General features: G+C 58.2%; 23 protein-coding genes. 6 read left to right on the top strand and 17 right to left on the bottom strand.

Features of this window, described 5'->3' with window-relative positions; translation table 11 throughout:
- Positions 1-5 precede the first annotated feature (5 nt).
- From ACSQ8V_RS24905 to ACSQ8V_RS24920, 4 genes are all read right to left on the bottom strand, one after another.
- A complete protein-coding gene (locus ACSQ8V_RS24905; protein WP_436208031.1) occupies positions 6-365 on the bottom strand; it encodes a hypothetical protein in 360 nt (119 codons plus the stop codon).
- Positions 256-522, bottom strand: coding sequence for a GH36-type glycosyl hydrolase domain-containing protein (locus tag ACSQ8V_RS24910; RefSeq protein ID WP_436207477.1), 267 nt, complete (start codon positions 520-522; stop codon positions 256-258). Before ACSQ8V_RS24910 ends, ACSQ8V_RS24905 begins: the two co-directional genes overlap by 110 nt.
- The gene (locus ACSQ8V_RS24915; protein WP_436184349.1) at positions 519-695 is read right to left on the bottom strand and encodes a hypothetical protein; all 177 of its coding nucleotides are present in this window, start codon (positions 693-695) and stop codon (positions 519-521) included. Before ACSQ8V_RS24915 ends, ACSQ8V_RS24910 begins: the two co-directional genes overlap by 4 nt.
- A gap of 62 nt (positions 696-757) precedes the next feature.
- The gene (locus ACSQ8V_RS24920; protein WP_436207478.1) at positions 758-1,078 is read right to left on the bottom strand and encodes a hypothetical protein; all 321 of its coding nucleotides are present in this window, start codon (positions 1,076-1,078) and stop codon (positions 758-760) included.
- 462 nt (positions 1,079-1,540) lie between these two features.
- Between ACSQ8V_RS24920 and ACSQ8V_RS24925 the strand changes: the two genes are divergently transcribed.
- Together ACSQ8V_RS24925 and ACSQ8V_RS24930 are read left to right on the top strand one after the other, a co-directional pair.
- Entirely contained in the window at positions 1,541-1,777 is a 237-nt protein-coding gene (locus ACSQ8V_RS24925; protein ID WP_213765319.1) for a hypothetical protein, read from the top strand.
- Between the two features lie 176 nt (positions 1,778-1,953).
- Positions 1,954-2,862, top strand: coding sequence for a cation diffusion facilitator family transporter (locus ACSQ8V_RS24930; RefSeq protein WP_436184351.1), 909 nt, complete (start codon positions 1,954-1,956; stop codon positions 2,860-2,862).
- A 70-nt stretch (positions 2,863-2,932) separates the two neighbouring features.
- Here ACSQ8V_RS24930 and ACSQ8V_RS24935 read toward each other — a convergent pair whose 3' ends face one another.
- The 3 genes from ACSQ8V_RS24935 to ACSQ8V_RS24945 all read right to left on the bottom strand — a co-directional run bounded on the left by ACSQ8V_RS24935 (position 2,933) and on the right by ACSQ8V_RS24945 (position 4,806).
- A complete protein-coding gene (locus tag ACSQ8V_RS24935) occupies positions 2,933-3,334 on the bottom strand; it encodes a hypothetical protein (protein WP_436207479.1) in 402 nt (133 codons plus the stop codon).
- Between the two features lie 415 nt (positions 3,335-3,749).
- On the bottom strand, positions 3,750-3,851 hold the full coding sequence (locus tag ACSQ8V_RS24940; RefSeq protein WP_436184353.1) for a DUF3077 domain-containing protein: 102 nt from the start codon (positions 3,849-3,851) through the stop codon (positions 3,750-3,752).
- 211 nt (positions 3,852-4,062) lie between these two features.
- Positions 4,063-4,806 carry an HAD family hydrolase gene (locus ACSQ8V_RS24945; RefSeq protein WP_436207480.1) on the bottom strand — a complete coding sequence of 248 codons (744 nt, stop codon included), beginning with the start codon at positions 4,804-4,806 and terminating at the stop codon, positions 4,063-4,065.
- 440 nt (positions 4,807-5,246) lie between these two features.
- Between ACSQ8V_RS24945 and ACSQ8V_RS24950 the strand changes: the two genes are divergently transcribed.
- Both ACSQ8V_RS24950 and ACSQ8V_RS24955 read left to right on the top strand, forming a co-directional pair.
- The gene (locus tag ACSQ8V_RS24950) at positions 5,247-5,906 is read left to right on the top strand and encodes a BON domain-containing protein (RefSeq protein ID WP_436207481.1); all 660 of its coding nucleotides are present in this window, start codon (positions 5,247-5,249) and stop codon (positions 5,904-5,906) included.
- Between the two features lie 108 nt (positions 5,907-6,014).
- Positions 6,015-6,788 carry a Crp/Fnr family transcriptional regulator gene (locus ACSQ8V_RS24955; RefSeq protein WP_213765326.1) on the top strand — a complete coding sequence of 258 codons (774 nt, stop codon included), beginning with the start codon at positions 6,015-6,017 and terminating at the stop codon, positions 6,786-6,788.
- A gap of 78 nt (positions 6,789-6,866) precedes the next feature.
- Here ACSQ8V_RS24955 and ACSQ8V_RS24960 read toward each other — a convergent pair whose 3' ends face one another.
- The 6 genes from ACSQ8V_RS24960 to ACSQ8V_RS24985 all read right to left on the bottom strand — a co-directional run bounded on the left by ACSQ8V_RS24960 (position 6,867) and on the right by ACSQ8V_RS24985 (position 18,564).
- A complete protein-coding gene (locus ACSQ8V_RS24960; RefSeq protein ID WP_436207482.1) occupies positions 6,867-10,079 on the bottom strand; it encodes an HAD family hydrolase in 3,213 nt (1,070 codons plus the stop codon).
- Positions 10,080-10,250: 171 nt separating this feature from the next.
- Entirely contained in the window at positions 10,251-11,048 is a 798-nt protein-coding gene (locus ACSQ8V_RS24965; protein ID WP_436184359.1) for a PRC-barrel domain-containing protein, read from the bottom strand.
- Positions 11,049-11,212: 164 nt separating this feature from the next.
- A complete protein-coding gene (locus ACSQ8V_RS24970) occupies positions 11,213-11,647 on the bottom strand; it encodes a thioredoxin family protein (RefSeq protein ID WP_436207483.1) in 435 nt (144 codons plus the stop codon).
- A gap of 259 nt (positions 11,648-11,906) precedes the next feature.
- On the bottom strand, positions 11,907-12,890 hold the full coding sequence (locus ACSQ8V_RS24975; RefSeq protein WP_436207484.1) for a zinc-dependent alcohol dehydrogenase family protein: 984 nt from the start codon (positions 12,888-12,890) through the stop codon (positions 11,907-11,909).
- A 343-nt stretch (positions 12,891-13,233) separates the two neighbouring features.
- On the bottom strand, positions 13,234-13,515 hold the full coding sequence (locus ACSQ8V_RS24980; protein WP_436207485.1) for a hypothetical protein: 282 nt from the start codon (positions 13,513-13,515) through the stop codon (positions 13,234-13,236).
- A gap of 615 nt (positions 13,516-14,130) precedes the next feature.
- The gene (locus ACSQ8V_RS24985; RefSeq protein ID WP_436207486.1) at positions 14,131-18,564 is read right to left on the bottom strand and encodes a chemotaxis protein CheB; all 4,434 of its coding nucleotides are present in this window, start codon (positions 18,562-18,564) and stop codon (positions 14,131-14,133) included.
- Between the two features lie 560 nt (positions 18,565-19,124).
- On the opposite strand from ACSQ8V_RS24985, the gene ACSQ8V_RS24990 reads away from it, so the two are divergent.
- Together ACSQ8V_RS24990 and ACSQ8V_RS24995 are read left to right on the top strand one after the other, a co-directional pair.
- Entirely contained in the window at positions 19,125-19,631 is a 507-nt protein-coding gene (locus tag ACSQ8V_RS24990; protein ID WP_436207487.1) for a universal stress protein, read from the top strand.
- Between the two features lie 40 nt (positions 19,632-19,671).
- A complete protein-coding gene (locus tag ACSQ8V_RS24995; protein ID WP_436207488.1) occupies positions 19,672-20,544 on the top strand; it encodes a slipin family protein in 873 nt (290 codons plus the stop codon).
- On the opposite strand, the gene ACSQ8V_RS25000 is transcribed toward ACSQ8V_RS24995, so the two are convergent.
- The 4 genes from ACSQ8V_RS25000 to speC are packed head-to-tail and all read right to left on the bottom strand — an operon-like array spanning position 20,528 to position 26,092.
- Positions 20,528-21,457 (bottom strand): carbamate kinase, encoded by a 930-nt coding sequence (locus ACSQ8V_RS25000; RefSeq protein ID WP_436207489.1) that lies wholly within the window; start codon positions 21,455-21,457, stop codon positions 20,528-20,530. The two genes, ACSQ8V_RS24995 and ACSQ8V_RS25000, sit on opposite strands and share 17 nt — an antisense overlap.
- Positions 21,458-21,467: 10 nt before the next feature.
- Positions 21,468-22,472 (bottom strand): ornithine carbamoyltransferase, encoded by a 1,005-nt coding sequence (locus ACSQ8V_RS25005; protein WP_213765454.1) that lies wholly within the window; start codon positions 22,470-22,472, stop codon positions 21,468-21,470.
- A 29-nt stretch (positions 22,473-22,501) separates the two neighbouring features.
- On the bottom strand, positions 22,502-23,725 hold the full coding sequence (locus tag ACSQ8V_RS25010) for an arginine deiminase (protein WP_436207490.1): 1,224 nt from the start codon (positions 23,723-23,725) through the stop codon (positions 22,502-22,504).
- A 30-nt stretch (positions 23,726-23,755) separates the two neighbouring features.
- Entirely contained in the window at positions 23,756-26,092 is a 2,337-nt protein-coding gene (speC, locus tag ACSQ8V_RS25015; protein WP_436207491.1) for an ornithine decarboxylase, read from the bottom strand.
- Positions 26,093-26,109: the final 17 nt, after the last annotated feature.

Below are 26,109 nucleotides of genomic sequence, written 5' to 3' on the forward strand. Positions count from 1 at the left end.
ATAAATTACGTAATGTACTCTTTGATCCCGAGAGCGATGGCCTTGACGCATTTGAGCGGCCAGAGCCTCCTCCGAATCATCGAGCGGGAGTCAGCGAAAATCTCGATCTCGACGCTGTGCTCGCGTCCGTCGTCGATCAGGTGTATCTCTGCGTTGGCTTGCGGCACGCCATCGAGAACGACACGCTGCACGCCATCCCTCGCGGACTGGTTGACCGATATGCGATCGAGCGTCTTGCCGAAGCAGTAGCTCAACTCAAACAACTCCCAGTTGGCCGGCAGCAGCGGCGTGGCGCTCAAGCGGTCGCCCCTGACGTGCAGCCCAAGCACGCCGATACCACTCGCCATCCCCGCCATGCGCTTCAAGGTTGGTTCGCAACACGGTCGCGTGGCCCGGGCAACGGCTTGCGAAGCCGGTATCGTTGTGAGCCCGTGCCGTTTCGGCGAATCTGAGCAGTACGTCGTGGAGGAAGAAGCCAAGCCACACGCCTTCACCGCAGCCCTGCGCCCCCACGCGGTTCATGCCGTCATCCAGTCGCCGCAGCCGATCAGCGGCAGCCCATGCGCGCCCTGTGTCAGACCATGTTCGATCGCTCGCACGCAATGTTCGTAGAAAGCTACGGCGAACTGACGCGCCGTGCGCTCGGTGTTCACCGGCGCACGGCGCGCATCGCCACGGGGTCTGGCGGAGACCAAGCAGGGGTTCTCCAGCAGGTTCCCCCTGTATGAACGGAAGCCCGATGAAACGGGGCGATTATTTAGTCGAATGGACGGAAGAACACATCCCGCCGGGTTGGATCGGAGACAAACTTAAACAATGACATCCCGGCAGGTTTGGCTCGCAGGTCGCCATTTATGGCGGCGTGCACGGCCGTAAAGGTCTGCGCGACGGCATCGCTCAATCCGTTTGTACCGGCGAGGATAGGTGCCCGGGCACAATAATCCCGGACAAACGTATTTCCCGATGCTTGCAACAGTGAAACCATGACTTCGAAGTCATTGCCGTGTATGCGATGGCTTAAAAGCAATTTCCCTTCCCCGTGCCCAGCTAGCAACTCTTCAACGATCTGGCGATTCATTTCTACTGACTTCTCCTTTGGCCGTCATACAGCGACGCTGCAAGACCGGCACCCGCGACTGGTGCTGACGCAGTAGGTGCCCCCTTTAGGGGAACACAAATCGGGCGAACAAAGGCAATTCTTTTTAAGGACTTTATTCTTGCGCTAGCCACGTGTTAGTCATGGAAGTGCCAAAACGCGCTGGTTTTCGCATTTCAGAGGCACTTTAAGTACGAAAAAACGAAAAACAATGCGAATGAGCCGATCAAGAGGCGCTCTTGGCAAGTGTCTGCGCGGACCCGTTTTTTTGCCCGGTGTGCCAGACATGTGGGCCTGTATCAAACCTGAGTGACGCTGCGAGCTCTCCTGGCCGGAAATGGAAATTTCGCTTGTTGAACCCTCGTGCGCGCTCGTTGCAAGCTCTTGATAGAATTGATTCCGTCAATGGTTGTTTAACGATTGATCACACCATTGGAGTTCAAGTTGGCAACGTACGAAGTCGATTTTTTCTATAGTTCGGCCGAAGCGCCGGAAACTTACAACCAGCACATGACTCACCACACGGTCTCCGGCGTGCCGGATTATCTTCTGGGTGAAGCCGCAGTGGCGCATATTACTGCCCGCTTGCTGCATGACAACCCTACCTTCAGGCGGATCCGCAATCTGAGAATCCTGAACACAGGCGTTGCGCCGAATTCAAGCAAGCCGACCGGCCAGTGACTCAAGTGGCTCAGTCAAGCGGCCCACTCAAGCGGCTCAATCAATCGGCTCAGTCAAGCGCTCTTCCATCAAACGCTAAAACACGCTCCCCACCTGCACACTGACCAAGCCGCGCATTTTTAACGCTTGCATGCGACTGTCGTAGCATGATGGCTTACGAAGCGAGACGTGTGCCCATGTCCGAAAACCTGTCGAATCAAAAGCTGCGCCGGTTCGCCTCGATCGTGGCGCTCGCGGTCGCCCTCGCCCTGGTCGGTGTAAAGGCCTGGGCATGGCTTGCGACGGGCTCGATCTCGTTACTCACATCCGCGGCCGATGGTCTGGTCGATGTCGTCGCGTCCCTCGTCACCTTTGTGGGCGTCCGGTATGCGGGGCGCCCTGTCGACCGGGGTCATCGCTATGGACATGGCAAAGCGGAAGCCGTGGCGGCGCTGGTGCAAGCGTTGTTGCTCACGGGCGCGGCCGTGGGACTTGGGATTGAATCGGTCGAGCGCCTGTTCGTCCCGCAACCGCTCACCGACATGGGCTTCGGCTTGTGGGTGATCATTGCCAGCCTGGTTGCTGCAAGCGGGCTCGTCGCATTGCAAACCTACGTTGTCAAACGAACGGGGTCGACCGCCATCGCTGCAGACCGGGCGCACTACGTCACCGACGTCGCGGTGAATATTGCAGTGCTGGCCGCGCTGGCACTTGAACGGTTCCTTGCGTGGAACCGGGCCGACGCAGTAGGCGCGCTGGCCATATCCTGCTACATGCTATGGAATGCACGGGACATGGCGCTGCAAGCGTTGAACCAGTTACTCGATCGGGAACTCGACACGTCTGACCGGGAGCGGGTCCGGTCCGCTGTGCTCGGTTGCGAAGGTGTTCGGGGCGTTCATGACATCCGGACCCGAAATGGCGGAGACCGGGTGTTCGTGGAATTCCACGTTGAAGTGGATGGCGCAATGTCGGTTGAACAGGGTCACAGCATTGGCGACCACGCGGAGGACGCCGTGAGATCGATATTCCAGGCAGCAGATGTGGTTGCGCATCTGGAACCCGCCGGTATCGATGATCGGCGCCTGGACGATTTGATCAAGTGATCCAGCGAGCGACGTGAGACGTCAGCCCGCGATCCGCGACCCATAGCAGTACGCTCTCGCCTTCCAGGTACTACTCAGGGGCTGTTCCCTTCCCTGGGGCAGCGCCAGCAGCAAATTGTCGAAACTCCCTTTCTGCGTTCATGATCAAAGCGGCGCATGGGACATACATCCATGCGGGATCCCCGTCGGTCGTGTACATCCCGCGGCACAGGCCTTTGACGCGAATCGTCGAACTGCCGATGCCGTCGCCTATCGGGGTGCGCGACGCCCATAAATAAAGAATACCTGATTCATGCGGCTCTGCTGTCTCAATGACGGTTTTGTTCGCTCGAGTAATGTTCGTTACCGAGTGCTGCTTAACGAATTCCAGCGTCCTTTGCCACATCGCGTCGCATGCCACCTGCCCCACGCAGTCTATTGATGCGTCATCGCGAGCCTCATCTAAAGCAATCTCGTAACGATGACTGTCCATGGGTGATCCGCTCATCGTGCAAGCTTCGAGACTCGCGACTGCCATCACCCATAAAAGTCTTCGTTTCATAGTCTTCCCGGGCATTGTCGAGCCAATCGTTAAACGCCAGGTCTCAAATCTTCGTAGCAGATACCGCTGAATCCACTCATTGGTTTACGCCTGTTGAGCCGGGTCGCTTGGAATATCGATTCGTCCAGATCAAGAACGGAACCGGCACCGGTGACGATGGTCTGCCGATAAGCCGGCGGCTCCGGCAGCAAGACGGTTAGCGCTGTTATGTTCGAGCCAGGAGTCGCAGGAGTTCATGCAGCCGTATTTCAATAAGTAGTTCAAAATAATCTGCCACGCATTTTTTAGAACGACGCGTATTTCTCTTTCGGTTCCAATTCCCGTTGCGGCGCGAAACCCCGCTCGGTTAGAAACCGCTCGCTTTTTTCATTGCATCACGCACTGGCACCCGAGCGTTGATCTGTATCAACTTTGTCGGGTGTTTGCCGTCTTGCGGCAGGAAGATCATCGACTATCGGAATTCATTGCGACCGAAAGCGCCCGCACACGGCTTAGCTCGAAGGCCTTATATGCTCGGGCAAAGCCCCGTGTCCGACACATCAAGGGCAACGTTGAGTCGTGATCCCTCCTTCGCGCAGCGTATCGTATCCGGCGTCCCTGGATGACCCAGTCGCAGTCGTCCGTTGAAGTCAACACGCCCGCGAGCGTTGCAGCGGCGGTCATGGCGCGCGCCGGCAAAGCCGCCCACGCGCAAGTTCTTCAATGGAAACCTCGTCGAGGCTGGTCACAACCAGGCTTGCCCCTGCAGCCCGGAGCGAGGCTGCATCATGAAGCCGGGCAACGGCTAGCCCCGTCATTCCACCGGCGCACGCGGCTTCGATACCCGCTGGCGAATCCTCCACCACGAAGCAGTTTCCAGGTGTGGCCGGCAAGTCCGCAGCGGCCAGGAGGAAGATTTCCGGGTTTGGCTTGCCTTGCTTTAAATCCCGGCCGCAGACATTCGATGCAAAGACATCGAGGAGGCTATGGTCCGCGTCCAGTCGAACGCGCTTCATCATCTCGTTAGCGTTCTTCGACGACGACGCAACGGCCATGGGCCACCCTAACGCCATGACGGCCCGAACGAAGCGGAGCGCATCGGGAAATGCCTTCACCGCCCCGGCGTGTATCAGTTCCTCCAGTCGTCTTTGCTTGCGCTGCCCGTAGTCTGCGGCCTGCTGATCAGCATCGGGCCGCCCCAGCGCCTGCAAGGCGGCGCGAGCGCCAGCGGAGCGAGGTTTGCCAGCGACCTGGGACTGGTACATAGCCGTGGTGAACCGAGCTTCATCGGCCGGGTCTCCCAGCGCTTCACGCCACGCGCGCTCATGAGGCGAGGCAAGCAGGACCCCGTCCACGTCAAAGATTGCCGCAGATAAGATCCGGGTCCCTGGTGAGGCGGAGATCGGCTGTGTGCTATGGGTCATGCTCGAACCATACCGAAGGCGCACGTGGCGGAATCCGATGCGTTTTCAGCGCCAACCGTATCGTGACCAACATACCGAGTTGAACCCATATACAAGCTCCATAAGATCGGCTCAAAAATCCCAGTATCCGACGTAAACGCCAACGAAGGCAGATTCGGAAAATACTCAGAGCGAGTCAATCGCCTTCGGAAAAATAGCGATGGAAAAAATCTGTGCGTCCGGGCAATCACCGCCATCGACAGACGCACATCGCGCACATCAAGCTGAGTAGTTTCCGAGTCTATCGGACCCGCTTTCAACCTCCTATCATCGGAAGCATCAAGATCAAACCATCTATCGTTGCGCAAGGGCCTGCCCGGAAGAGCGTGTCCGCCGGCAGGACGCGCGTCTCGCTTGCCGTTCTCCTTGCGCACCTATTGCTTGCTCATCCCGGAGACATCATGGCAGTCATTTATAACGACAGCGAATTGCAACAGGCCGTTCTTTCCGAGCTTGCCTGGGAACCCAGCGTGATCGCTGCACATATTGGTGTCACGGCGATCGCGGGCATCGTGACGTTGATGGGACATGTAGAAACATTCGCGGAAAAACATGCTGCCGAGGCCGCTGCCCTACGTGTCAAGGGAGTCGAGGCGGTGGTGGATAATGTCGAGGTGCGGCTTGCCTTCGATGCAAAGCGCAGCGACGACGACATAGCAGCGGCAATCGTGAATCGGCTGGCATGGGATGTCTCGGTTCCGCGAGACACGGTTGGGGTGAAGGTGGAGGACGGCTGGATCACGCTCAGCGGGAAAGTGGACTGGCACTTCCAGAGAGAGGCTGCCGTTCAGGATGTTCGACGGCTACTCGGCGTAACCGGCGTGACGAACCAGATTACGCTCAGGGCCCCCATCAACGTCTTACAGGTGCGCGGCGACCTCATGCACGCGCTGAATCGTTCGTGGTCCGACGCACGCAACATTACGGTAACGGCAAACGGCGCAACAGTGCGACTGACCGGGACCGTGCGCACACCGCATGACCGGGATCTGGCAGTCGAAATCGCCTGGTCCGCTCCCGGCGCATCCGCCGTGGAGAATGACCTGACCATTGCACTGTGAAGAAGTCGCCGGCTGCATGCGAACCGGGAATATCGTGTAAAAATATATCGTATTCCTAACTGTATAGAAATTTCTTGCGGATATTCTATCCGGGATCAGGAGCCGATCATGCTTGCCGTTCAACTCAACCCCGCCACACATCCCATACCGGCCGCACCGGCCGCGTCGGGCCAGCAGTCCCGCAGCCAATCAGCCGCTTTTCCGCACTACCTGCCGAGCCGCATCGACCACGCGGCTCCGGTAGCGAAAGGCGCTACTCTGCTGGATCTCACGCGTTTGCAATCGATCCTATGCACGACGCGCAAGGTCAAGCGCGGGAGTGCACTGTACCGTACGCATGATCCATTCGATAGTATTTATACGGTGCGCACCGGTTGCTTCAAGACTGTTATCACTCACCGCGACGGCAAGGAACAGGTAACCGGATTTCAGTTCATGGGGGAGGTGCTTGGCCTTGACGGCCTCTGCACCGAGCGCCACAACTGCGACGCAATTGCGCTTGAAGACAGCGAAGTATCGGTCATCCGCTTTGCGCTTCTGGCTTCGCTGTGTCACCAGGTCAGTTCAATCCAGCACCACTTTTACAGCGTGCTGAGCGGCGAAATTGTCCGGGAGTCCGCTCACATGATGATGCTTGGAACAATGTCCGCGGAACAGCGCGTAGCAGCGTTTCTTCTCGACCTGTCGGACCGGATGAAGGCGCGAGGGTACTCGCCGGTCGACTTTAACCTCCGCATGACGCGGGAAGAAATGGGCAACTACATGGGAATCAAACTGGAAACGGTGAGCCGGATGTTCTCGAAGTTGAAAAAACAAGGTCTCGTCGATACCCACGGCAAGCAGATCAGAATCGTCAACCGTCTCGGTCTGTCACGCGTATAGCACCTTACCGGATACGAGATTCCGCCGGCCGAGTTTGCGTGAACCGGAAACTGCGAGCGGGCTTTTCCATCTGGAAGCTCACTGGGCCGCCTCCTCCGTTGCACAGTCCGTTGCCGCTGCGGTCAATGGAAACTCCCGCGTCGTGCCGCTTTGCAGCTCATACTTTTCTTCGCCAACGAGCAGAGCGATAGGGGCAGCAACGCTGGTATGGACATGCAGCGTCAGCGTCTCGTGGTCGAGCCTTAGATCGATCGAGTGCCCCCGGTAGCGAATGCGCAACTCCAGGTACTCAATATCAAGCGGCAATTGAGGTTTGAACCGCAAGAGGTCATCCTTGATCTCGATACCGGTCCAGACGCGTTGCACGATATCGACCGTTCCAGCCATTGCCCCGAGGTGAACGCCCTCGGCGGTGGTGCCATCCTGGATGTCACCCACGTCGCTTTGCAGCGCCTGAGCGAAGAATTGCATGGATCGCGGCCGATCCGATCTCGCGAGCACCCACGCGTTGACGACCCGGCTCAACGTAGAGCCATCCGATGACCGGTCCGTATAGTAGTCGACGTTCCGCGGAATAGTGGTGCCCGGAAACGGGTAGCCAAGGCGCAGGAATAGTTCAGTGAGCTCTTCGGCGGAAAACAGGTAGAACAGCATCAGCGTATCAGGCTGTTTCGAAAGCTTGTAGCCATTGGCGCTGTCACCCTCGCCTTCAAGAATCAGGTCGAGTCGTTGAATATTCGAATAACGAACACGGTAGGCATCCCAGTCAAGTTCGCGTAATTTTTCATAGCCCTCAAACTGGCTGATGATCCCTTCATCATGAAATGGAATGAGCATTTTCCGGCTGATGTCGTCCCAGCGGTCTATTTCGCTGGCCGTCAAGTCAAGGTCGATCATCAGCTCGGCGCGCAGCATCTCGGGCAACAGGTCGAGCACGTCCCGGGCTCGGCGCAGCACCCATACCGCCATGACGTTCGTGTAGGCATTGTTGTTGACGCCGGGCGCCGTGGACCCAGGATAACCATCGTGGAACTCGTCCGGTCCAAGCACGCCGTGGATCTCGAAACGCCCACGCGCCGGGTTGAACTTCGCGATGCTCGACCAGAACCTGGCAATGTCGAGGATCAATTCCGCACCGTATGCATACAGGAATTCGACGTCGTGCGTCACCTGAAAGTATTGCCAGACGTTATAGGCAATTGCACTGCCTACATGACGCTGCAAGTAAGAGTTGTCAGGCACCCAATGCTGTGAGCGCGGGTTGAGATTGAAAGCCTGGGTTTCCTCGCTGCCATCGCTTCCGCTCTGCCAGGGGAACATGGCGCCCGCATAGCCAGCCGCGGAGGCAGCCGCGCGAGCCTCCCCAAGGCGTCGGTAGCGGTACATGAGCAGCGACCGCGTGATTTCCGGCAAGCGATAGTTGAAGAACGGAAAAATGAATAACTCGTCCCAAAAGATATGCCCCTGGTACCCTTCTCCCGTCCAACCCCTCGCCGGTACGCCGATATCAAGGCCGATGGAATTCGGCGACACGGCCTGCAAAAGATGAAACATGTTCAAGCGCAACAACATGGACACGTTCAACTTGAAGCTTGGGTCAGCCGGTTCAATGCGCACGTCGAAACGCCGCCACAGGTGCTTCCACGTCAACGCGTGACCGGCCGCGAGTTCATCGAAAGATCCTGCTCTCGCAATCGCCTTGCGCGCTTCAATTCCGCACTCCGAAATAGCCGGGTCGCGCGACGAATAGAGAGCGGCAATTTTATTGACGACAAGCGACTCGCCCTGGGCCAGATCCATGCAAAATTCCTGGCCAATGTACCCCGGCTCTTCGATCACTCGCCGTGGCAGGTCCAACACCTTGCCGTGGTGCACCGCCTGAGTACGCGACGCTTGAGTCACATTCACATGCGACTGACTGGTGCGTATGGTCATGGCGATGCCATCCATCCCGACGACTTCCGCCGTTAGCGGTTCGATATGCTTGTTGCTGAAATTGCGGTATAGCTTGGCACCGCTGTTGACAACGCGTGCGTCGATGGCCGAGCGCACGGTGACCGGCGCCGACCAATCGTGGGCGGTCAGCGTGAGCTCCAGCGCTCCCAGATGCATATTCCGCATTGAGATAAAGCGACGCTCGTCAAGCGTGCTCCTGCGCCCTTTGGCGTCCTCGAATGATATCGATCGCAAGAGCATGCCGCGACGAAGATCAAGCTCCTGACGGTAGGACGAGACTGTCACGGCTCGTATGTCGAACCAGTCCTCTGCGCCAATGCGAAACTTGAGTTCCAGCCAGTTGGGGAGATTAACGAGGTCTTCGTTTTCAACCACTCTTCCGGCAATGCCGGTGTGCAACCGGTTATACCCGCACGCGAGGTACGTCCCCGGATAATGCACGTCGTCGGCCATGCTCCATGGCGCGGCCGCACGAGTTGCGAAGTAGCCGTTGCCCAAGGTACACAAAGTTTCCCTGACGCCTTCATGAGCGGGCTCGAAACCCGTGAATACCAGTGACCATTCGGGAGGCGGCGCAGCCGTTGCCTGAACCTGAGACGAGTCAGTGACAACGACATCAGCACCCGCGTCGCGCAGTTCCTGCGTGCGCCCACCTCGATCAACGCCGATGACGCACCCGAACCGGGCAGCATGACCAGCATTTATTCCTTCGATCCACTGACTGACTACGGCCACTCTTGAAATGTCTGCGCCGAGGCGTCGCACTGCATCTCGCCAGGTATCTGGTTCCGGCGTGGAATTCGGGCCACCGCCAGCAGCTTCCAGGCAGTCCACCTGCACGTCGAAAAGCTCAGTAATACCCGCCGCTTCCAGCACTGCCGAGCAATTGCCGGCAAAGGATACGACGGCGGTCCTGATACTCAGCGCGCGCAGTTTGCGCACCAACTCGATAGAGGCGTCGTAAAGCTCGACGCCGTCTGCTTTCAAATTCTGACGGAAGTAACGGCTTTCCAGCGGACCCAATGAGCGCTTGCTTTGGACCTCGGATTCGTCATCCGGTGAGCCGATCGGCAAATGGATCTCGTGCGCCGCAAGGAACCCCGCAATGCCGTCCTCTTGCGACTTACCCTCCACATAGCGCGCGTAGTCCGCATCAATGTCAAAGGGAATGGACGGCACACTCGCATGGACCTCCTGCTGTGCAAGCACGTCCTCCAGCACCTGCTTCCACGCACAGGCATGCAAGTGTGCTGTCTTTGCAAGTACACCATCCAGATCGAACAGGACAGCGTCGTAGTCCCGCGGCGACAGCGTGACGACCGGATAGGAAATCATACGGATCCGATGACGCAAACCGCCGACGGTCCCGGCGATTTCACCGGACCGCTAGCCTTGTGCCGCACCGAACCTGCTCCCTGAAACGAACGATCGCCGAACATTTTCACGAGATCGAGTCTCATCCGTCGTTCGTAGGAAGCCATGTCAGGCGTCGCGTCAAGGGTCACCTCACCGCGAAGCACTGTTGCCTTTCGTCCAGTATCCGTCTTTGCTATGAAACGTGTGCAGCGCTGTTTCGTAGGTACGGCTCAGCGGCACCAGATCATCGTAGTCCGGGCACTTCTTGATCGCTTCACGTGTGAGGTCGGTGACAATGCTGGACCCGAACCAATCGACAGAATCAACCCACTCAGTCGCCAAAAGCACGGTCTTTCCTCCGGGCCACCAGTTTCGAGTGTCCACTGTCAGATAGCGAATGATCCATGACTCGTCATCGAAGATAAAACCCGACACGTGACCTATGCTCCCGTCACGCGCCTCGATGTGGTAACCCGTCACAGCCTCGGTACTTCGCAGATGCACATCCTTCGATAGCGCGTCGGCCTCAAGTTCGTCCGGCTCGAATGGTTCCGGCTGGGTACCCGGGCCAATCTGCATTGGACCGAGCACCGGGAAACCGCCCATGCCCCACGAGTCGCGCCCGCCCCAGTACTCCGGATAGCCGTAGTAGCGGAGATAGTCCTGCTCATGCCGGCGAGACACGGGTTGATGCGTATTGATGCCCGGACTGTTCTTCACCTGCTCGCGCGTCAGATCCACCGACACGCTGCCCGCGCCCGGGTCGGTATGTTTGACGGAATAGGGTGAGATCAATACGCGATGACCCTTGAGCCAGGTTCCCGTATCGACAACGAGATATCGGACACCCCATGCCTCGTCATCAAAATAGACTTCATCGACGCTACCCAATACGCCATCGCTTGCAGCGACCTCGCTACCTTTAAGACTTTCTATGCTTCTCAACATGTTCAATACTCCCCATATTTAGAGCTGGCAACAAGCCTGGTCCCAGGTTGCCGAAACGATCAGAATAAGCTTCGCGCGTCCCCGACACTTCGTGGATCGTCTACCGCCGAGCCTCGATGATCTTCAGACAACAGTAATCTTCCAGGGCCGGCAGGACACTTTTTCTAGGTCGTCTTCCGGAGATGCGGCTGCAGCCAAAGATCGAGCTGTCCCGCGGTCATCGCACCGCAGTGGCGTTCTATCTCTCTTCCATTCCTGAGCAGCACAAGCGTGGGGACACATTCAATTCCGTAGCGTCGAGCGAGCGATGTTTCCTGGTCCGTTTCCACTCTCGCGAACAATGCCCGCCCGGCGAGCTTATGAGCGCCAGCGGAAAAATGGGGCGACATCGTCTTCGATACGCTGCACCATCGCGCCCAGAAATGAATGACGACAGGCAGGTCGGACGCACCAACATATTGATCGAACGTGGCCGCAGTGAGTGAAATCGGTCCACCGCCGGAGGATCGTTTGTGGACTGCGATTTGTGCAGGGGCATCCACGATCGATTGGGTTGAAAACCCTTTCGGAACGGGGCCATTTTCATAAAGCCTGTTCATATTCCACTCCGCAATTCATCATTACGACGGCTCGCCCCTGGTCGCTCGCACTCGGGCAGCGTTCCCGGGTTGATGTCAGTTCGTGCTAACAACAATATTCCGAACACGCACGTTTGGCTTGCGTCAGATCAAGGTCACTTGCGGTTAATTTATTCGACTAATGCGCTCTCGCAGGCTTAGGACCTTATTAGCCAAGGCGGTTTCAAGGGTCAAATTGAGCTGAGTAGTACCCGCCGTTTAATGTCTTGAGACACTCCGCTCAGGGGGCGAGAACCGCGGCGCCTTCAAAGCGGCCTGCGCGTAGATCGGCTAGTGCCTGGTTAGCCTCTTGCAATCGATATCGAGTGGTCTTGGTGACAATGCCGATCTGTGGCGCCAGACGCAGGAAATCGATCCCGTCCTGGCGCGTCAGGTTGGCAACCGATAGCAACTGCCGCTCTTCCCATAGCAAGCTATAGGGGAACGCGGGAATGTCGCTCATATGAATGCCCGCGCACACCACGCGTCCGCCTTTGCGGACGGCTTTCAAGGCGCACGGCACCAGGCCGCCTATGGGTGCAAAGATGATGGCGGCGTCGAGCGCTTGTGGCGGCGTTTCGTCCGATCCACCCGCCCAGGTTGCCCCAAGGCTACGGGCGAACGCTTGTGTCGCCAGGTCTCCGGGACGCGTGAAAGCAAAGATCGAACGGCCCTGCCATTTAGCGACCTGGGCAAGAATGTGCGCAGCCGCCCCGAAGCCGTAAAGGCCCAGGTTCTTGCCGTCGCCCGCAATGGTCAACGAGCGCCAGCCAATGAGTCCCGCACAGAGCAAAGGGGCAATCGACTCGTCGGTGCCGGACTCGCCGAGTGGAAACGCAAAGCGTGAGTCCGCAATCGTCGCGGTGGCGAAACCGCCGTCGCGCGTGTACCCGGTGAATAATGGCTGGTCGCACAGGTTCTCCCGGTGCGCGATGCAGAACGGGCAGACACCACAGGTGTGACCCAACCAAGGAATACCGACTCTCTCACCCAGTTGCAGACCTTCGACGTCCACCCCGAGAGCATCGATGCGCCCAACAATCTCGTGGCCGGGAATGATGGGAACTTGTGGATGCGCCAGTTCACCGTCGACAACATGAAGGTCCGTGCGGCAAACACCGCACGCGCCCACCTTCACGCGAATCTGGTTCGGACCAGGTTCCCGGTCGGCGAACTCGGTCCATTCAAGCGCACCACCAATCTTGTTCAGCACCATTGCATGCATTGATCTCTCCGTTTGCATGACCTTGAGCAACGTGGCCTGGTTGCATGTTTGACGGCTATTTAAAGCCTGAGGCTGGCAATGCGCAGCACTTAACGACTCGTGAAATCCAGCACCAGCGGCTTCAATTGTTCTCAGGGAGATCTGATAATCATCTACGTTATTCTAATGATTAAATCCAGGCACCCTGATTTCCGGCTCAGGTCAGCCACACCGCGTATTCCGCGCAGGCGACCCCGGAGCGTCGTTCGACTCCATTTAAAATTCACAGATCGCGCAAAAGCGCATCGCTTTCAAGCCGACAGGTCTCTTCGATCTTCTCGATGCGACAGGCAAAATCCCTGCTTCAACTATGAGCAAAAGAGTCTCCCAGTATCTCGTCGCGTTCGGCGGAATCCGATAACAAAAAATCTCGTCGTGCCTCATCAATTACCCGACGAACGTAGTCGTTGTGCGGGTCTTGACCTTCGTGCTTCATATCCCAGTTCCGCTCCTCAGCATCGGGCAAATGGGCTATCGGCAACGGAACGGACGTCTCCGAATGCTCTCCGGGCACGGGCGCTCTTTGATTCAAGCGTCCAAGCACCTCCTGACGAATTTGTTCCGCGGTAAAAGTTTGCTTTTCCATGACAGCCTCCTGAGATCCACACGCCGCGCTATGTTGTGTGCCTCAGCCGCTCGGCGTAAATCTGAGAAATCACGCCCCCGCGAACTTCTACGCGCTCATGCTCACAATAGCGCCGAGCACACGGCAAGGGCAGACTCGGAAACTACTCAGGCAGATGTTCCAAGTCGCTCGTGGATGAACGGTTTTCGAGTGCAGATTTGACTGCTGAATATTTCTTTGGAGTAAGTGGTGGATAAAAACGCCTTGCATGGTCGGGTGGTTTTCACACGATTTGGTCTTCGCTAACTGAGTAGTTTCCGATCCTGCCAGGCAATGTTTTACGGAGTACATTGGCTAGGTCAGACTGATCCGATCACCACGGATATTTTCGCCCCTTTCGTCGACGGACGTGCTGCCTCATAGCGTACGAACGCGTCACCCTATAGTCATAACACTAGGAGTATTGCCATGGCACTACCAATCTGGGGCGTTTTGGGTGGCATGACAGCGCTATTCTTTGCAGCACTTTTTTTGCGTGGGCAGAAAATGCTGGAACCTCGGAGAGTGGCGCTTAAGCGCAGCGGCCCGAAATAAGACCGGCAGACGGGTTTTCGCTCGCGCCAGAGGCGAGCCTTTCTATCCGGTGGAAGGCGGTTCATCGACACCATTGGTCTGCGCCAGTTGCGCCGCAAGCGCGAGGCGCGTCAACGCCGGCAATGACCTCGAGCCTGTTTTTTTCATGATCAACGCCCGGTGATTCTCGACCGTACGCTGACTAATGCCGAGGTCCGCCGCAATGATTTTGCTAGGGCATCCCGCAAGCACGAGATCCATTATCTGGTGTTGTCTTGGCGTCAGGCCCGAGATGTGATTCGCCGCCGCCTCACGCCAGGCAAGCAGTTTTTGCGAGTTCACCGACTGTTCAAACGCGCGTCCCACGCTTTCGAGCAACTCGGCTGTGCCTATCGGCTTTTCAATGAAATCCGAGGCGCCTTCCTTCATGGCCTGTACCGCCACGCTAACGTCACTATTGCCCGTGATCATGATGGCCGGCAAGCGGTCGCCCCTGCCATGCAATAGCTTGAGCAGATCGACTCCTTTCATACCGGGCAAATAGGCATCGACCAGAAGGCATGCCTCTCTCCCCGGTTTATAGGCTTCCAGAAAAGCCTCACAGGATCCGTAATCCTCAACGGTGCGGCCGTCGTCTTCAAGGGTCTGCCGAATTTCCGTGCGGATATGCTGGTCGTCATCGACTATGTACACGACGGACGACGCCTGTCCCGCCGGCCGCGCCGCGGGCACTAAAGCCTGCGGCGCCACTGAATGGAGCGGAGCGACCATGAGACCTTCGATCGCCTTGATGAGATCATTAACCTTCACCGGCTTGTTCAGGTGCAGGCATTTACCCTGGGCAACGTCGCGCAGTGTCTCCAGCGATATGTCACCGGTCAAGATGATAGCCGGGACTTCCCAACGAGCGATTTTTCGAACGCTGGCAACAACCTGGAGGCCGTTCATTCCGCCCGGCAGGTTGTAGTCCGCCAGGATAAGGTTGGGTTGAATGACGTGCTGAAATACGAGTTCCAATCCCTCGACACCGTCCGATGCCGTCCTTACGTTATAACCTTCTGCCTTGAGTATTAATCCGATCAGGTCGCGTACTTCAGGGTCGTCCTCGATAACGAGTATCGAGCCGTTGCGCGCGTTCGGCTCGGGCCTTGAAACTTTGGTTATATGCTCATCATCGTGCTTCGGAGGCGCACTCGTTTCGAGCGGTCCAAGCATGACTTCGATCGAGAACACGGAGCCCTTGCCGGGCTGAGAACGTACCGTAATTTGATCGCCAAGAAGATCGGCCAGACGATTCGCTATAGACAGACCAAGACCCAGGCCCCGGCTGCGCTCACGCGCCGCGTTGTTCAACTGATGGTACTCGTCGAATATTGCCTTTAGCTCATCGTTCGGAATGCCAATGCCCGTGTCCCAGATTTCGATGCGCAGTTTATCGCCTCGGCGGCGGCAACCTAACAACACGCGCCCCTGCTTGGTGTACTTGAAGGCATTGGACAGCAGGTTACGAATCACCTGCATCAGCAAATGCGGATCGCTTCTAATCAAGAGACGACAGGGAGCAACGCGGAAGGTGAGGTCCGACGGCAACGTACGATCGTTAAACTCGTCCCTCATTTGATCAAGGAGCTCGCCAATCGGAAAACTGACCAGCTCCGCATGAACGGTTCCGGCTTCGATCTGGTTGATGTCCAGCAATGCGTTCAACATGCCGGACATTGAGCTCAGGATATGCTCGAGACGTTCGACCATCTTCTTCGCGACGTCGCTTTCAACCGCATTCGCGAGGGAACCTTGCAGCAGCACAAGCGCTTGCAGGGGCTGGCGCAAGTCGTGACTCGCCGCAGCCAGGAATCGTGACTTCGCATTATTGGCCTGGTCTGCAAGCTGTTTGGCTTTCCTCAACGAGGTCTTTACCAACTTGCGTTCGGTGATGTCCGTAAACGTAATGACAACGCCCTCCACGCGGTTGTCCTCGGTTCTGTACGGCAAGATCCGACGAATAAACCAGATACCGGTTTGCGCCTGTATTTCACGTTCGGACGGAACAGACGTCGCCTGTACGGTTCGTGTATCGGCAATAAGATCATCATCCGCGGCCAGTGAACTGAGATCCCGCAGGGGACGGCCTATGTCACCTGGGAGAACGTTGAACAGCGATCTCGTCGCCGGGGTAAAGAAGCGGATATTGAGCTGCATATCCAGGAAAAGCGTTGCTACCTCGGTGCTATACAAGACATTCTGAAGATCGTTGGACGTCGTGCGCTGCCGTTCCAGCGTCTCTTGTAGCTGGCTGTTGAGTGCCGTCAGCTCCTCGTTCAACGCTTGCAATTCCTCTTTTGACGTCAGCAGCTCTTCGTTGGTCGATTGGTATTCTTCGTTTACCGACAACGCCTCCTCGTTGACCACCTTATGGTCCTCGCTGATTATCTCGAGGCTTCGAATCGCATTGGCGAGTTCCGCTTTCGTCGCGTCGAGCTCGCTCTCGAGCTCTGCAACTCGAGGCACGTCCTCAGGCGCGATAGCAATGGCCTTCCTGTCATGGTGATCCTGATGCGGGTCGTCGACAAAGGAAACCAGGAACATTTCCTCGCCATCGTTCGAGACAGGCTGGACGTCCAGCTTGAAACCCACCACGCTGCCGTTTTGCATCGTCGTGCCCCCCGCCACCACGACACGTGTATTTCCCTGCTTCGCACGCTGAATGGCGAGCCTGAGCCTGCTGCGCACATCCTGCGGGGCCATTGCGAGGATGTCCTGAGTAGGAGGACCTGACGCGACATGCAGATACCGGTCGGTGGGTCCGACGGAATAGATGCACGCATGATCCTTGCTGATCAGGACGGTGGCAGGCGCATGCGACTGTATGACCAGCCGCCTGCATAACTCTGCCATTGCGGATTGGCGCGAAACGGCGTGGCCCTGCTCTTGCCGGGACGCAATGCGAACAGCGTTGGCCGAGTTCATCGAAAAGCCGACGTCGTGCGACCTGCCGTGACCGGTATGCCGATAAATGCGCTCTGACTTCGAAAGAATCTCGAAGCGGCCGTCGGGTTTTCCAACCGTCTCAGCACTTCCTAGCAGGAGAATTCCGCCGTCGCGTAATGCGAAGTGGAAAAGGGACACGGCCTTTGTCTGTGCTTCGGGATTCAGGTAAATAAGCAGGTTGCGGCACGAGACCATGTCAAGCCGGGAAAATGGCGGGTCCACAAGCACATCATGGACAGTGAACACCACCATCGAGCGCAGATCGGGCGATACCCTATAGTTGCTGCCTTCCTTGAGGAAAAAATTGCCAAGTCGAATGGGCGAAACATCTGCCTCGATGGTTTCTGGATATAGACCTTCGCGAGCCTTAGCAAGCGCATCGGGGTCGGCATCCGAGGCAAAGACCTGCAGCTTGATGCTGCGCCTCGAGGCTGCAATCTCCTCGCGAAAAAGCATGGCAAGCGAATAGGTTTCCTCTCCTGTGCTGCACCCCGCGATCCAGATGCGGATATCCTGACCCGGCGCATGGAGGCGGACGAGTTCGGGCACAACGGTTTTCGCGAGCAGATCAAAAACCTTTGGATCGCGAAAAAATTGGGTGACGTTAATGAGAATGTCTTTGGCGAGAAGTTCGAGTTCGACAGGGTCGTTAGCAAGAACCTCAATGTAGGCAGCCATGTTGTGCGTCTCGACTGGAGCCATCGCGCGGCGGCGCTCTATTCGACGCTCCAGCGTACCGCGCTTGTAAAGCGTGAAATCGTGATCGGTTCTCGCGCGCAACAACTCAATAATCGCAGCTAGCCAGACCGGCCCGGCGCCTTGGCTCGAACTCTTGTCAACCGCGTCGCGGCCTGGAATTCGTCGCCGGTGTTCAATGAGCGCTTCCGGAATTTTTGCTAGCGGCAGCACCAGGTCCACTGCGCCAGTGGCAATCGCGCTCAGTGGCATTCCGTCAGATCCCGCTTCGTGCGGATCCTGGGCAATGATCATTCCGCCTTGCTCCTTGATCGCCTTCAGACCGAGACTGCCATCCGCGCCAGTTCCGGACAGGACAACGCACGCTGCGTGTGGGCCGTATTGTTTCGCGAGTGAATGAAGCAGGAAGTCAAACGGTAACCTCGCGCCGTGACGTGCTTGTGGAATGGAACTGCGTAACATTCCGCCGGCAACGGATAAATAGGTACCCGGGGCAATAATATAAAGGTGCTCCCGCTCGATCAACATACCGTCTGCCGCTTGCACGACGGTCATCCGTGTATGACCGGCAAGCAAACTCACCAATAAGCTTTCGTGAGCCGGATCGAGGTGCTGAACGAAGATCCATGCTGCGGCGGTTGTCGGCGGCAACGCTTCGACAAGCTTACGGCATGCGTCGAGTCCGCCCGCCGATGCGCCGACACCGACGACAAAAAGGCCATCGCCTGGAGAGGCGGAATCAACGTCTGAAAGTGGCTTGCGCTTCGACCTGGGTCGAGAGAGGCTAGCCTGACGGACGAGACTTGCAGGCATTTTGTGTATCCGGAGAGAATTGCATCGAAGCGGCCAGCGCTCCTCGAGTCTTCCCGGCTTACAAATGCAAGCCGGTCAGCGGGCGTAGTGGGTAGATGCAGGGCATTCGACGGTTGCCCCAGAGGCACGCCGCAGCAGATTCGCTTGTAAGTAGCGGTTAATGCGTTCTTTAGTATGAAGATCGAAGAATAATGAGGCCAATGGGGAAATTAATCGGGTTCCCCACGAGTTTCCCTTTAGTTTCCCTTTAGCTAGCGCACGAATCAGGCCCGAACGGTTTATTCAGGGAATTTATGCGCGTTTTATCCGCGTAACAGCGTGTGCATTCGATTTGACAATCGTACTCGCCTATCTAAGCGCTGTCGCGTTTTCGGACCTCAAAGGAGAATTCCCGTTAAACGAATCCAGTGCACCGCCGCCGCTCCGAAAGGCGTCTTCTGAGTAGTTTCCGAGGCTGGCGCTGCGGCGCATGAAAGCGCTACCCTCGCCTAAGGAAACATCAGCGCAATGCCCGCATTCATCGAACACCGCGGCTTGTGTACTACTCAAGTGAGAACACCGTGTATAAGCGCATCCTGGTCGCAATCGATGGAAGCGAGACGTCCGTCCTGGCGCTCGACGCAGCCCTGGCAATCGCGCGTGAAGCCGGCGCCGAATTGCAGCCCGTCTATATCATCGACGCACCTTTGATGGCTTACGACGCCCCCGGCTACGACCCTTCGCTCCTGCGCAATGCGTTGATCAAAGAAGGAACCCGGGTAACGAATGAGGCGCTCGCGAAAATGCATCTGCAAAAGACCCGCGGCGTCGCGCGGATCGCCGAAGTCGACCTGTATGGCGACGGCATTGCACAACGCCTGCTGGTTGCGGCGGACGAGCTGAAAGCCGATCTTGTGGTGATGGGTACCCACGGGCGCCGAGGTTTCCAGCGGCTCTTGCTGGGGAGCGTTGCAGAGCGTTTCGTCCGAATGGCGACGTGTCCGGTCCTGCTGGTTCCGGCTCCCCATCCGGTTGCCCTCACCGCCGCAGAGCCTGCCGCAGCAGAATCCATCGACAATCCGGCCTGATCGAGTAGCCCTGGCCGACAGCCTTTCAGGAAGTGCCATCATGAATCCCATCACCCTTTTCCTTGCGTTGGTACTGGTACTTGCCGGGCTGGCTACTGGTGAATTTGTGAGCGTGTGGCTGGCTCCGCTGTTCTTTATCGCAGCCGTGCTGGTGTTCCTGTCCGTGAAGGTCGCGAACGTCTGGGAAAAATTCGTGGTGCTACGCGTTGGCAAGTTGCAGGGAGTCAGGGGACCCGGGTTCTTCATGATCATCCCGGTTATCGACAACGTAGTTGCGGTCATCGATGAACGGATCCAGACGACCTCGTTCAATGCCGAGCAAGCGCTCACGAAAGACACAGTACCCGTGAACGTCGACGCGATCATCTTCTGGCACATCCACGACGCGCAAAAGGCGGCATTGGCTATCACGGACTATCGGCAGGCGATTGATCGGGTAGCACAAACGTCGCTACGGGAGATGATCGGTTCATCCATGCTCGCGGCACTGCTGTCGGACCGGCGAGCAGCAGATACCCGACTGCGTGACGAGATCGGCGCCAAGACGGCGGAATGGGGCGTGACGGTCGGCTCCGTCGAGATTCGCGATGTGGCAATCCCGGTGGCATTGCAGGATGCGATGTCGCGCCAGGCGCAGGCCGAACGCGAAAAACAAGCCCGCGTTATCCTGGGTTCGGCAGAAGCGGAAATTGCGGCCAAGTTCGTCGAAGCGGCAAAGGTGTACGAGTCGCAACCGGGTGCGCTGCAGTTGCGCGCGATGAATATCATCTACGAAACGACCAAGGAGCGCGGGGCGACCATCCTCATGCCTACCTCGATGGTCGACAGCCTGAATCCGCCGCTCGCGCTTGCTATCGCCGGACGTGATCTGCCCGGTGCCGAGGTCAAGCCGCTCATCAAGACGGCTGCGTAGCTACTGCTTCTTCAATGCCGGTCGCCGTTGCATCGATCGATGTCCCGGCATTGCCGGCGATCATCGCTTCGATGTCGCTCAACGCACCGATGACCGCCCGGCTCCCCGTGCGGTTGGCGAAGTCGCAAGCCGCCTCCACCTTTGGCGCCATCGATCCAGCCGAGAACGCCAGCTCGCCAAGCGCCCCAGGATTCGCCCGCGCGACCAAGCGTAACGACGGCTTGCCCCAGTCGAGATAAACCCCTTGCACGTCGGTCGCGATCACGAACAGATCCGCCTTCAGTTCCGACGCAAGCAACGCTGCGCTGCGGTCCTTGTCGACTACCGCCTCTACGCCCTGATGCCGTCCTTCTGCGTCAGCGACTACCGGAATCCCGCCGCCCCCGGCGCAGATCACCACACAACTGTGTTCAAGCAACCAGCGTACAGGCTCTATCTCGAGCATGCGCACCGGCTTTGGACTCGGTACGACACGCTGCAACTTGTCGCCCTGTGCCGCCATTGTCCAGTCTTTCCCCTGCGATGCCACCGCCGCTTCGGCGACCGTGTACCTGGACCCGATCGGTTTGTCCGGGTGTTCGAAAGCCGGATCGGACGCGTTCACTTCGACCATGGTCAACAAGGTCACGCAAGCCCGGCCCGCAGGCAGCAGGTTGCGCATTTCCTGCTCGATCATGTAACCGATCATGCCTTCCGTTTCCGCATCGAGCACGTCCAGCGGGAAGCTCCCCGCCTGCAGCGCGAGCATGCCAACCTGCGGTCCGTTGCCATGCACGATCACGAGATCGTTGCCGGCTGCGGCCTTCGCGAGTTGTGTGGCTGCTATCCGCACGTTGTTGCGCTGCGCTTCGGCGCTGACCGCCTCACCGTGCTTGAGCAACGCGTTGCCGCCCAATGCGATTACCATCAGCATTGCGTTCTCCTCACTCGGCCAGCGTGGCGACGAGAACAGCCTTGATCGTATGAAGGCGGTTTTCTGCCTGCTCGAAAACAATCGATGCGTCCGACTCGAATACATCGTCTGTCACTTCCACCCCATTCAGCAAGCCGTATTTATCGCCGATCTGCTTGCCGATCTCCGTCTTGGTGTCGTGAAGCGCGGGCAGGCAATGCATGAACTTCACGCGCGGATTGCCGCTGGCCGCAAGCAAGGCCGCATTCACCTGGAAGGGCAGTAACTCCTCGATCCGTTCGCCCCACTTTTCGAACGGCTCACCCATCGATACCCAGACGTCGGTATAGATGAAATCGACACCCTTCACCGCTTCCGCCGGTGTTTCCGTCAGCGTCAAACGCCCTCCGCTAGCCGCCGCGAACGTGCGGCATTGCGCGATCAGGTCGTCGTGCGGCCATAACCGGCGCGGCGCACACAGGCGTACGTCCATGCCGAGTTTCGTGCCCACGATCATCAACGAATTGCCCGTGTTGTTATGGGCATCGCCTATATAGCAATAGCTGATTTCGTGGATCGGCTTGTCGCTGAATTCATGCATGGTCAGCACGTCGGCTAGCATCTGCGTCGGGTGGAACTCGTCAGTGAGCCCGTTGTACACCGGCACTCCCGCGTACTTGGCGAGTTCGTCCACAATCTCCTGCCCGTAGCCCCGGTATTCGATCGCGTCGTACATGCGGCCAAGTACGCGGGCGGTATCTTTCATCGACTCTTTATGCCCGATCTGGGACGCGCCCGGATCGATATAGGTGACATGAGCGCCCTGATCGTGAGCCGCGACTTCAAATGCACAACGCGTGCGCGTCGAGGTCTTTTCGAAGATCAGCGCAATGTTCTTGCCCACCAGACGCGCGATTTCCGTGCCGGCATATTTGGCGCGTTTAAGATCCCGCGACAGATCGAGCAGGTAGCGAATCTGACGCGGCGTGTATTCGATCAGCGTCAGGAAACTACGGTTATGTACATTGAACACGATGAGATCCCGTTGAGAATTAGGTGAGTGATTCAGGCGTCGATCGCGTCACGCTCGACCGGGCAACTGAGGCAATGCGTACCGCCGCGCCCGCGTCCGAGTTCTCCACCCGGAATCTCGATGACCTCCACGCCCGCCTGCCGCATCTTGCGATTGGTATAAGTGTTACGGTCATACGCAACCACCACGCGCCGGTCCAGCGCCAGCACGTTGTTGCCGTCGTCCCATTGTTCACGCTGGGTTTCGTATGCGTCGCCGCCGGTTGTCAGGATGCGCAGTGACCCCACCCCGAGGGCATTGCTCACGACCGTCAGGAACTTGGCGTCATGGCGCTCGTAGTGGATCTCACCGGGTGCGTCACCCGGATACAGGCTGGTGCAACGGATTTCATCGGCGACCTCGGGATAGATGCTGACGAAGTCGATATCGAGAAATGAGAACACCGTGTCCAGATGCATCGAGGCGCGCCGCTTCGGGAACTCGCACGCGATTACCCGCTTGGCGCCGCCGCCCGCAAACAGATGCCGCGCGACCTGAGTGACCGCTTGCGGACTCGAACGCTCGCCCATGCCGATCAGCACCACGCCATTGCCAATGGACATGACGTCACCGCCTTCCATTGTCTCCACGCCGAAGTTACGATCCGGGTCGCCCCACCACGTGTTCACTTGACCGGCGAAGCGCGGATGAAAGCGGTACACGGCGGCGACCAGCAATGCTTCCTTGCGGCGCGCCGGCCAGTACATGGGGTGAACCGTGACACCGCCGTAGATCCACGCGCTGGTGTCGCGCTGGAAGATCAGGTTGACGAGCGGCTGGATCACAAAGTCCGATTGCTCCAGATAGCCGCCAAAAAGGCCGCGGGCGTCGAAAGGCATCTCGGCTTTCGCCACGCCACCGACCAGCACCTCGGCCAGTTGTTGCGCCGGCATCTGTTCGAGCCACGCGCGCAATTCTTTCAGCATCCCGGTGCCGACTTCTTCTTCCACAATACGTCGATCGAGAATCCAGTCGCGCGCGACCGGGTCGCCGCATATTGTTGCAAGCAGATCGTGAAACTCCAGTACTTCGATACCCCGCTCGCGCATCGCTCCCGTGAAAACGTCGTGGTCTTCGATCGCCTTGTCGACCCAGATGACATCGTCGAACAAAAGGGCTGCCGCATTGGCGGGAGTCAACCGCCGGTGTGCAAGACCCGGACGGCAGACCATCACCGTGCGCAGCTTGCCCGCTTCCGAGTGAACGCCCAGAGCCATCAGTGATTCCCCCTCATGTCTTCACGCTCTTTATGAATTAACGACGTAGGTATAGAGTCGCACGCTGCCGTCGGCTTCCTTCTTTCGATAAATTCCCTGGATCTCATTCTCGAAACCAGGGAAACGGTTGCCGCCTTCCTCGAACATCCGGAAGTAATCGAGCGTCGGCATCGCGCGCTCGGTGTAGCGCTCGCCGGATACGACCACCGCGATGCCCGGCGGATAGACAAGGCCAAGTGTTGCCGCAATTCGTCCCTCGATCTGGTCGATCGGCAACAACTCCACGTTGTTGCGCACGAGTTCGTGCATGGCGGCTTGCGGGGTCATCGCCATCTCGGGAAAGTGCGCTGCGCGGAACTGCTCGCGTTGCAGGCGGCTCGCATCGCGCTCACGATAGAACGCATGCATGTCGGCGCAAAGATCACGCAGGCCGATTCCCGCGTAACGCTCGCTATGCACGGCGACAAAGGTGGGGATGACATCGTCGAGAAGCGCGTTCTCGTCGTGCAATTGCTTGAAGCGCACCAGTGCCGAAAGCAGCGTGCCCGCCTTGCTCGACTCCAGCCCCGGGGTCAGCAGGAACAGGATGCTGTTGAGGTCATTCTTCTCGGGCACGATGCGCCGTTCGCGCAGGAACTCGGCGAGCACCGCCGCCGGAACGCCGTGCTCCGCGTACTCACCGGTGCTTCGATCGAACCCGGGCGTGATGAGCGTCAGCTTGTTCGGGTCCGTCATCGCGTAGCCCTGAGCAAGGTGGCCGAAGCCATGCCATGTCGCGTCCGGCGCAAGCTCCCAGTAACGCGGGTTGCTCGCGAGTTCGTCCGTCGACAGGTCTTCCCAGCGTTGCATGCCGTTCGTTGCCGCAACCTTGTCCGGTACGAACGGATCGAAGAACCAGCGGCGCGCGGGGTCCGTCTCCGTTGCTTCGTAGTCGTGTTTCAGCGCGCGGATTTTCTTGCGCATCTCGATCCCGAGCTTGATCGTGTCGTCCCACAGCACTTCGCCGGAGCGGCCCTTCATCATTTGCGCGCCTACATCGAGCGAGGCAAACAACGGATAGAACGGCGACGTGGACGAGTGCTGCATGAAGGTCTCGTTGAAACGCCGGTGACTGACCTGGCGGCGCTGGCCGTCAAGGTGCGCGTCCTTCACGTGGATCTGCGACGCCTGCGAGAAGCCAGCGAGTTGCTTGTGCGTCGACTGCGTGGCAAGGATGCCGGGCGCGTTGGCATCCAGTCCTTCGATGCCCATCGCGAAACGTCCCTTGAACAACGGATGGAACTTCATGAAGCCGGCCCAGGCTTCGTCGAAGAGAATGTATTCGCACAGGTGCCCGATCTTCTCGATCAGCATTTGCGCGTTGTAGATGGTGCCGTCGTAGGTGCATTGCTCGATCACCGCAACGCGAAACGGCCGCTCGCGCTGCCACGCCTTGGGATCTGTTACTAGCTTGTTGTAACGAATGCCGTCGCGGATGCGGTCCTCGTCGAGTGCGTCGAAATCGATCGGGCCGATCATCCCGTGCGCATTGCGTTGCGTCTGCAAATAGACAGGGATGCCCCCGCCGAGCAGCAGCGCGCCGTGATGTGCCGCCTTATGGTTGTTGCGATCGAAGAGCACCAGGTCACCCGGAGTCACGAGTGCGGTCAATGCAATCTTGTTGGACGTGGACGTACCGTTGAGCACGAAGTAAGTCCGCTCCGCGCCGAAGATCCGCGCCGCCGCTTTTTGCGCAGCGAGCGCGGGGCCTTCATGAACCAGCAGGTCGCCCAGTTCGACGACAGAGTTATCCAGGTCGTTACGGAATACCGCTTCGCCCAGATGCTTGACGAACGCGCGGCCGATCGGACTCTTCTGGTAAAACACGCCGCCGTTGTGGCCCGGACAGGTCCACATCTGGTTCGCCTGCTCCGCATAGTCGACCATCGCGCCGAAGAACGGCGTCTTGAGTGAGTCCGCGTACGTCCGCAAATGGCTCACCAGATTACGGGCGACGAACTCGGGCGTATCTTCTTCGATGAACACATAACCCGTCACATGCCCCAGCACCGTGACCGGAATTTCCGCCAAGAGATGGCGCTCGACCAGGATGAAGATGGGTACGTCGAGACCCCGCTCTCGTACAAAGCGCACGAAAGCCTCAACGTCGGTCTCCGACTCGGTCAGCGACCATTCCACGATCACGCAGCCAACTGCGGCCTCGCTGCGGATAGCGGAGGACGCTTCCGCCACCGTAACGGTGACCGTGGTGGCGTACCCCAGGCGTTCGAGTTCATCGACGAGCCGCTGAAAGCGTGAGGACGGCAACGCGGGTGGCAAGGGCAACGCACAGCAAAACAGGAAGCCGAACATCTGGTCATACAGCATCTTGATCCTTGTATTGG

Source organism: Caballeronia sp. LjRoot31, from assembly GCF_964253885.1.
Classification (GTDB): Bacteria; Pseudomonadota; Gammaproteobacteria; order Burkholderiales; family Burkholderiaceae; genus Caballeronia.

Bases quoted from the DNA above. Each gene is read 5' to 3' on its own strand.
- ACSQ8V_RS24955 (WP_213765326.1), top strand. From the start codon at position 6,015: ATGCTTGCCGTTCAACTCAACCCCGCCACACATCCCATACCGGCCGCA.
- ACSQ8V_RS24985 (WP_436207486.1), bottom strand. From the start codon at position 18,564: ATGCCTGCAAGTCTCGTCCGTCAGGCTAGCCTCTCTCGACCCAGGTCG.
- ACSQ8V_RS24970 (WP_436207483.1), bottom strand. From the start codon at position 11,647: ATGAACAGGCTTTATGAAAATGGCCCCGTTCCGAAAGGGTTTTCAACC.
- ACSQ8V_RS25000 (WP_436207489.1), bottom strand. From the start codon at position 21,457: ATGCTGATGGTAATCGCATTGGGCGGCAACGCGTTGCTCAAGCACGGT.
- speC (WP_436207491.1), bottom strand. From the start codon at position 26,092: ATGCTGTATGACCAGATGTTCGGCTTCCTGTTTTGCTGTGCGTTGCCC.
- ACSQ8V_RS24945 (WP_436207480.1), bottom strand. From the start codon at position 4,806: ATGACCCATAGCACACAGCCGATCTCCGCCTCACCAGGGACCCGGATC.
- ACSQ8V_RS24950 (WP_436207481.1), top strand. From the start codon at position 5,247: ATGGCAGTCATTTATAACGACAGCGAATTGCAACAGGCCGTTCTTTCC.
- ACSQ8V_RS24940 (WP_436184353.1), bottom strand. From the start codon at position 3,851: ATGATCTTCCTGCCGCAAGACGGCAAACACCCGACAAAGTTGATACAG.
- ACSQ8V_RS24975 (WP_436207484.1), bottom strand. From the start codon at position 12,890: ATGCATGCAATGGTGCTGAACAAGATTGGTGGTGCGCTTGAATGGACC.
- ACSQ8V_RS24965 (WP_436184359.1), bottom strand. From the start codon at position 11,048: ATGTTGAGAAGCATAGAAAGTCTTAAAGGTAGCGAGGTCGCTGCAAGC.
- ACSQ8V_RS24980 (WP_436207485.1), bottom strand. From the start codon at position 13,515: ATGGAAAAGCAAACTTTTACCGCGGAACAAATTCGTCAGGAGGTGCTT.
- ACSQ8V_RS25010 (WP_436207490.1), bottom strand. From the start codon at position 23,725: ATGGCTCTGGGCGTTCACTCGGAAGCGGGCAAGCTGCGCACGGTGATG.
- ACSQ8V_RS24995 (WP_436207488.1), top strand. From the start codon at position 19,672: ATGAATCCCATCACCCTTTTCCTTGCGTTGGTACTGGTACTTGCCGGG.
- ACSQ8V_RS24920 (WP_436207478.1), bottom strand. From the start codon at position 1,078: ATGAATCGCCAGATCGTTGAAGAGTTGCTAGCTGGGCACGGGGAAGGG.
- ACSQ8V_RS24930 (WP_436184351.1), top strand. From the start codon at position 1,954: ATGTCCGAAAACCTGTCGAATCAAAAGCTGCGCCGGTTCGCCTCGATC.
- ACSQ8V_RS24935 (WP_436207479.1), bottom strand. From the start codon at position 3,334: ATGGACAGTCATCGTTACGAGATTGCTTTAGATGAGGCTCGCGATGAC.
- ACSQ8V_RS24960 (WP_436207482.1), bottom strand. From the start codon at position 10,079: ATGATTTCCTATCCGGTCGTCACGCTGTCGCCGCGGGACTACGACGCT.
- ACSQ8V_RS24910 (WP_436207477.1), bottom strand. From the start codon at position 522: ATGAACCGCGTGGGGGCGCAGGGCTGCGGTGAAGGCGTGTGGCTTGGC.